6 protein-coding genes are annotated in these 6,143 nt (G+C 32.8%); 1 reads left to right on the top strand and 5 read right to left on the bottom strand.

What is annotated here, in order from left to right; genetic code table 11:
• Positions 1 to 261 precede the first annotated feature (261 nt).
• Both QM538_05920 and QM538_05915 read right to left on the bottom strand, forming a co-directional pair.
• Complete coding sequence (locus tag QM538_05920) at positions 262 to 1,212, bottom strand: hypothetical protein (GenBank protein MDI9348024.1); 951 nt, start codon at positions 1,210 to 1,212, stop codon at positions 262 to 264.
• A complete protein-coding gene (locus QM538_05915) occupies positions 1,212 to 1,799 on the bottom strand; it encodes a S24 family peptidase (GenBank protein MDI9348023.1) in 588 nt (195 codons plus the stop codon). The genes QM538_05920 and QM538_05915 overlap by 1 nt, the downstream gene beginning before the upstream one ends.
• 134 nt (positions 1,800 to 1,933) lie before the next feature.
• Between QM538_05915 and QM538_05910 the strand changes: the two genes are divergently transcribed.
• The gene (locus QM538_05910) at positions 1,934 to 2,308 is read left to right on the top strand and encodes a hypothetical protein (GenBank protein MDI9348022.1); all 375 of its coding nucleotides are present in this window, start codon (positions 1,934 to 1,936) and stop codon (positions 2,306 to 2,308) included.
• A gap of 54 nt (positions 2,309 to 2,362) precedes the next feature.
• On the opposite strand, the gene QM538_05905 is transcribed toward QM538_05910, so the two are convergent.
• From QM538_05905 to QM538_05895, 3 genes are all read right to left on the bottom strand, one after another.
• Entirely contained in the window at positions 2,363 to 3,145 is a 783-nt protein-coding gene (locus QM538_05905; GenBank protein MDI9348021.1) for a hypothetical protein, read from the bottom strand.
• 28 nt (positions 3,146 to 3,173) lie between these two features.
• Entirely contained in the window at positions 3,174 to 3,995 is an 822-nt protein-coding gene (locus tag QM538_05900; GenBank protein MDI9348020.1) for a hypothetical protein, read from the bottom strand.
• Between the two features lie 603 nt (positions 3,996 to 4,598).
• Positions 4,599 to 6,083, bottom strand: a complete 1,485-nt coding sequence (locus tag QM538_05895; GenBank protein ID MDI9348019.1) for a Fic family protein — start codon at positions 6,081 to 6,083, stop codon at positions 4,599 to 4,601.
• Positions 6,084 to 6,143: the final 60 nt, after the last annotated feature.

Here is a 6,143-nt window from a genome sequence, read left to right as displayed (position 1 = left end):
AGGGTGGGGAAAAACAAGGTTGAGGTGATGATTAATTTACGAAAGAGAGAGAGAGAGTGCTTCTGAAGATGATGAATTGTTGATTAGAATTTGCATAATGGTGTCTCCTGTATGATGTTTAGTTGTTTAGTTATTTAGTTCCTAAGTTATGGTTATAAATAATTATACTAGATTTTAATATAGATTAGTAAAGAATTTGATAATCCAATAAGGCAGAGCGGAGGTGAAATTTAGCAGTAGCATAGTTTCCACGATACAGCACTAGAGCGAGGCGCAGACCTCATTAATAATCCGCCGAGCAAGAGCAAAGTCCAATCTTCTTCTAAATCGGTTATCTTTTCTGACGCCTTTAAATGGGGTGAGAAAAATATCTCGGGTTTCTCGTCTAAATACCTGGAGGTATTCATTGAGATTATTAATTAATTTTTTACTATGGCGATAATCAACTGAGATTCTCGTAATACTGCGCGAAGAAGATGAGATGACCTGCGGATCAATCTCACCACCTGAGACAAAAGAGATTGATGCTTCGGTGGTATTATCTATGGCATAGAGTCCTAGGGTTCCTTGCCGATCATTAAATCGCATAGTAACGGTTTCACCTTTGCACTGCGGTACTTTTTTTTCTAAATCTTGCAGTAGCCCTAGATATTCTTTCCCTTCATAGATTTTAGTCTTTGTCATAGATGGATTAAACAATGCTAAGCAGACCGGATGTTCAGTATCAGCAAACATACGAGTAGGGAGCAAAATGTAATAAGCAAGTCTCTCCCTAAAGAGATGCGCATTTAAAAACGATGCAGGGATAATCGCCCCCACATAGGGAACGGCATCAAGGCATTTTTTTAACGCGTATTTATAAAGATCATCATATGGACAATCAACTGGATACTGCATCCCTCTTCGCTTTGCTGAGTTCTGTGCAAGGTAGGGAGGATTGGTAATGCACACTTGGTATCCAATAGGAAAATTCACAAGTGTGTTTCTTTTTTTTATCGTTGGGTGCTGTGGAAATAAATCAAATGAGGCATAGTCATTACAATATCCCCGTTCAGTTAACATGTGAATTAAATTATTGCTACCTGCAAATGGCTCAAGAATTATGCGCGTGTTGATACTACACTGCTTTGCCCACTGAGCAAAATACACTCCGTCAAATGGACAAGCCTCAGTAAAATAACTACCTCGCTCTCGCTTCGCTAGTGCATTCATTAGCCAATAATCTTTAGAAATAGACCGTGAATGGTATCGCTCGTTGAAGTTGAGTCAAATAGTATTGGTTGATACTTAGGATTATCAGACATGAGATAGACCCGATCATTTACATTAATAAAGCGTTTAATTTTAATTTCATTCTGCACTGAACAAACCACAATCGTCTTGTCCTTTAAGAAATTAACCCCATGCCACTTCTTACATAATATCAATGAATGGTCAGGAATGGTAGGTTGCATAGAGTCGCCTGAAACTTGCATTAAAAACAAATCATTGGGTTTATTATGAGCCAAGGAATTAACATGCAACGACATGAATTTTTTCTCTGAGTCATCAAAAAACTTACCGTTAATTCCGGCTTGTCCCTGTCCATAAAAGGGAATCTCAACATACTCCATGCCTAAAGTATTAATCTTGTATTGCTTACCTTCTCTTATTAATGTGCCTTTTTTGATCAGTTTATTTAGTTGGTAGAACATTCGTGCGGTGCTCCCAGCCTTGACATGAGCTTCAATCTTGCTTAAGGTCATACCTTCTTGAGCGCTGTGTAATAGTTCAGTAATCTTAGCTTCTCTCGTTTCCACAAGAATAGTATAGCATAAATTAATAAATAATATTTTATTAATTAATTTTTATTATTTTATAAATTATTTAGATAATATATTCATTGATATCTAGTATAATGAGAATAATAAATAGTGATAGAGGATTAAAAAATATGAAAAACAATCAATTTAAAAATATAGCACTTTGTCTCTCAATCTTGTTGGTAAGTGGTTGTAGTTACCAAACCCTACTCATTAATCCACAAAATGCTGATAAAGATGTTAACTATCAAAGCAACGCGACTGTCGGAAGTTGCATAAATAAAGTTGGCGATGTATGCCAAGTGCCAACCTACCATGAATTCTCTAGCTTCTATTTTCCTGCTGGCTTAGCACAAGAGAGCAAAATAAATCCAGCTTCTATTTGTGGCTCAATAGATAATGTAGATAGAGTTGTGAATTATAAAAGCTTTGTTGATATGGTAGTTACAGGATTTTCATTTGGAATTTACACACCATCTACAACTAGAATCTATTGTATCAAGTAATCAAAGCTACAATCCTAGCGAACAAAAATTCATGCGTGTATGGATTAATTTTGCCTAATTAATTATCCAACCAATTTTTAAACTGAAACTATAATAATACTTGTACTTGAAGAATATATTATTATCATAATAATAATTTACAAGGTAAGGTTCAACTGATTTTTTGTAAGATACCAAACTCCAGCCAATATACAAAGAATCGTCAGGAAATAAATATCTCATGCCAATTCCAATACCATCAGGATTAAATACACTGCTGTGACCTACTTTTTCAGTATAAAAATATCTTTTTCTCTCTGATTCTAATCCATAAGTAATTCCATTCTCTCGATGGGGATCCATAAACTTAAATACAATAAAATCCTTATCATATTCAAAATCTATACTTATAAAAGTATTTGTATTAACTCCAAATAAAACACTTATTGTTTTTTCATCAAATAAAGTTTTTTCATCAAATATGCCATAATCTGGACAAATGGAAGTTTTTTCATATTCATAATTACAGTATGACCTACTATTACGAAAAGATTCTAATGTAAATTCAAAGCCAATTTGTGATTCTGAGAGGTATAGGTAGCTATAAAACAAACTCCGAAAGTCGTCTGTAGTTTCATCAAAACCAGAATAGTGTCTTGTGTTTCTACCAATAGAACTATACCGTCCTGCAAGAATGCTCAGGGTATCTATCCGAGCAATATTCCTCTCTAACGCGACTCCAAATACATGGTATTGTGTTTCTTGACTAACTGCTTCCGAAGGAAAATTAACCGTAATCACAGTAATGACAAGCAGAATGGATTTGGTTATAATTGATGAGGGGAATATATTTTGCATTTTAAATTACTTATAGTAACAAGTATCTTTAATCAATAATCCAACCAATTTTTAAATTATAACCATAAATATACTTAAATTTCAAGTGTTGTAATTCTTCAATTACATAGGATGTTTTATAGGATGTTTTATACGATAATATACTCCAACCAACATACAATGAATCATCGGGAAACAAATGCCTCATACCAATACCAATACCATCAGGGCTAACTATTCTATTTAATTCTTGAGAAGAATCATCCTGTTCATATGTTTCTTTCAGATAGCCATAAGTTAAATCAGGTGTTCTATAATTAAACTCAGGTATAACAACACAAGCGATAAGTGTTCCATCGTTACTAAATCCAGCCTTACAATTATAAGGGTTAAAACTATGCGCATTCCTAACTTTATATAAAATACCATCACTAGAATAATCTAAGTCCAAACTTATATAATTATTCTCACTTACACTAAATAAAATACTAAAATATTTTAAAAAAGATAAAGGAAATTCTTTAAACTCTTTTCTAGCTCTTTCTAGGTTAAAATCTTTTTCACAATAATCACCATACCGATACTCTAGGCATGCATAAATAAATTCCCTCCTCTTTCTATAGAAAGCATCATGATTTATTGTTAATTCAATTCCAACAATAGAATCAGAAAGGTAAAGGTAACTATAAAAGTATCTCTGATAACTTGTTGATATTGTGCTAAAGTTAGTTAATTTATTTATATAAACACCATTTGTTACGTAAAATTGCTTTAAGGTTAAAGAATCCCCCTTGGAGACATACCCTATAAATGCACCTCCAAGTATATGGTAGTGTTTTTCTTGTCGGTTTTCCTCAGCATTTGAGTTCATGGCAAAACTAATCATGAGCAACAGAAAGCAATTGATAGTAAACAAATAATTTGTATTGTATTTCAATTATCACTCCCCTCTACAATACTCACCGTAATTAGCAGGATTAGGTCTTGCGTTTGAAACTGGAGTAGATATAGTATTGGTGCGGTTAGAGTCTCTATTCACCCAATTACTTATACTGCTATTGCTACTATTTGCGTCAATGCAGTTTAGTCCAATAATAGAATTTAATTGAATACCTCGAAAATATATTGTTATACCTTGCCGTAGCATTCTTCATAGTTCGGGTGTTGAGATATCGAGAAAGCCGATACCATTTATATCGTTATAAGTAATTGCTTGGGAAATGCTTGGGTTAAGAAAAATTGCTAAAAGAAGAGAGAGAGAGAGGAGAAATTATTGGAATGTGATTAAATATTTTATTAACCATTTTGTTTATAATTATTTTGTTCATTAAAGTATCTCCTAATTTTGTATTGTTTTATTCTATATGCGTTCCTAAGTTTATAAATTTAATTATAGCACAGGTTTATTAGGAAATAAATAAATTACTGTACTGTGCCACATTTGTCAAATTGGATATATGTGAATCACCTGTGATTAATCACTTAATTCACTGGTTACTTGGACTAGAGTAAAGTTAATTAGACTTTCAAGATATGATTTAATACTTGAGGTTAAATCAATTTGACCATAATTAATGAGGCTCAATTCATATGGACGATACGATACCGATATTCTATAATTAGATTCTTGTTTAGCGTCTTTTGCCAGCGACTCACAATTAATAAATCCAGCAATGGCAATTGAATTTGAATCAGAACCAAAGTGATGCAAAGTAATAATGAGTGAATACACGATTGATTCAATGGTGCAATCTATTTTAAACCAAGCCCTTGGGAGGTTTTTCCTGTAATAATAATTATTCGCATTGGCAATCTCAATAATATCTTTACCCCACCAATAATATTTACCATTATTAAAATCTATAGATTGGTCTAGTTTAATCTCAACTATCCCTTTATTCAAAGTTATATTTATGATTTTTATTAATTCATTTAAAATTATTTTACAATCGTTAAATACACTTTCTCTTGCTTCAGTTATCTGTCTATATGATGGGTCGCTTCTATTTTTTCTATCGAAAGCAATTTTTTCTAAATTTGAAACAGTGCCCATAAGTGTGCGTTGCTCATTTAAATAATCGGTAGTTACGTTTAGAAAATTAGAAATTACCCCTCTCTGATTATTACAAAAGAAGGTAACCAGTCTTTCGGGATTATTGCGATCACCTTCTTCAAGAGCACTAATGTATTCTTTTCTTGTTTTTCTGGTAACGGTAAAGGGAAATAAATTGTTATATAGCAGAATCGACGAGGTCAATAATCTTACCACTCTACCGTTGCCATCTTGAAATGGATGGATACTGGTAAACGCATGATGAAACCATGAGGCGATAATAATCGGATGCACATTGTTATTCTGTAGTTGATTATAAATGCTAATCAATGAATCCATTTCTGATGCGGTCTGTTCTGGAGGACAATAAAAACAGGTAGTATCACCTCGTACAGGATTATTAGGATGTATTTTCCATCTGCCTTTAATTAATTCAATAGAAATATAATTTCCATTTGGATCCTTAGCATCGGTAACTTTTTGGTTTTGAGTAACCAACTGATGTAATTCTTTTATAACAGAAGTCGTAATCCCCCTCTTGTTGAAGTTTTTTACTAAATCAAATATATAGTCGATTGCAATTTCATGATCCCTAAGTATTTTCATTAAGTCTGATTTTGAGATAATGCCAACATCACCATGTGAAATTGAATTTTCTACAATTCCTTCTCTGATGAGTGTTTCAGTGATTCCACTATTAAGATCGTATATTCCTTCAATAATACCTGTTTCTAAAACATGCTCCCTTTTAAGTTTTTCAATAAAATCTTTATATTTTCGAGATTTTTGCAGCTCTTGATTGTTTATAGTTTTCCATGAAGGTAAGATGGAATCAAGGAGCCTAGTATCGGCTTTTAGCCAAGAATCATTACATGCAACAGGCTTCCAAATTTGAATATTTGTCATCGCGCTCATCATTATAGTAGAAATGAATGGTGCAATTATTGATTAATTTGTACCATAGTG

The sequence above is a fragment of the Candidatus Methylacidiphilales bacterium genome (assembly GCA_030054035.1).
Lineage (GTDB): Bacteria > Pseudomonadota > Gammaproteobacteria > JASGCS01 > JASGCS01 > JASGCS01.
This window is presented reverse-complemented; position numbering and strand designations above follow the sequence as displayed.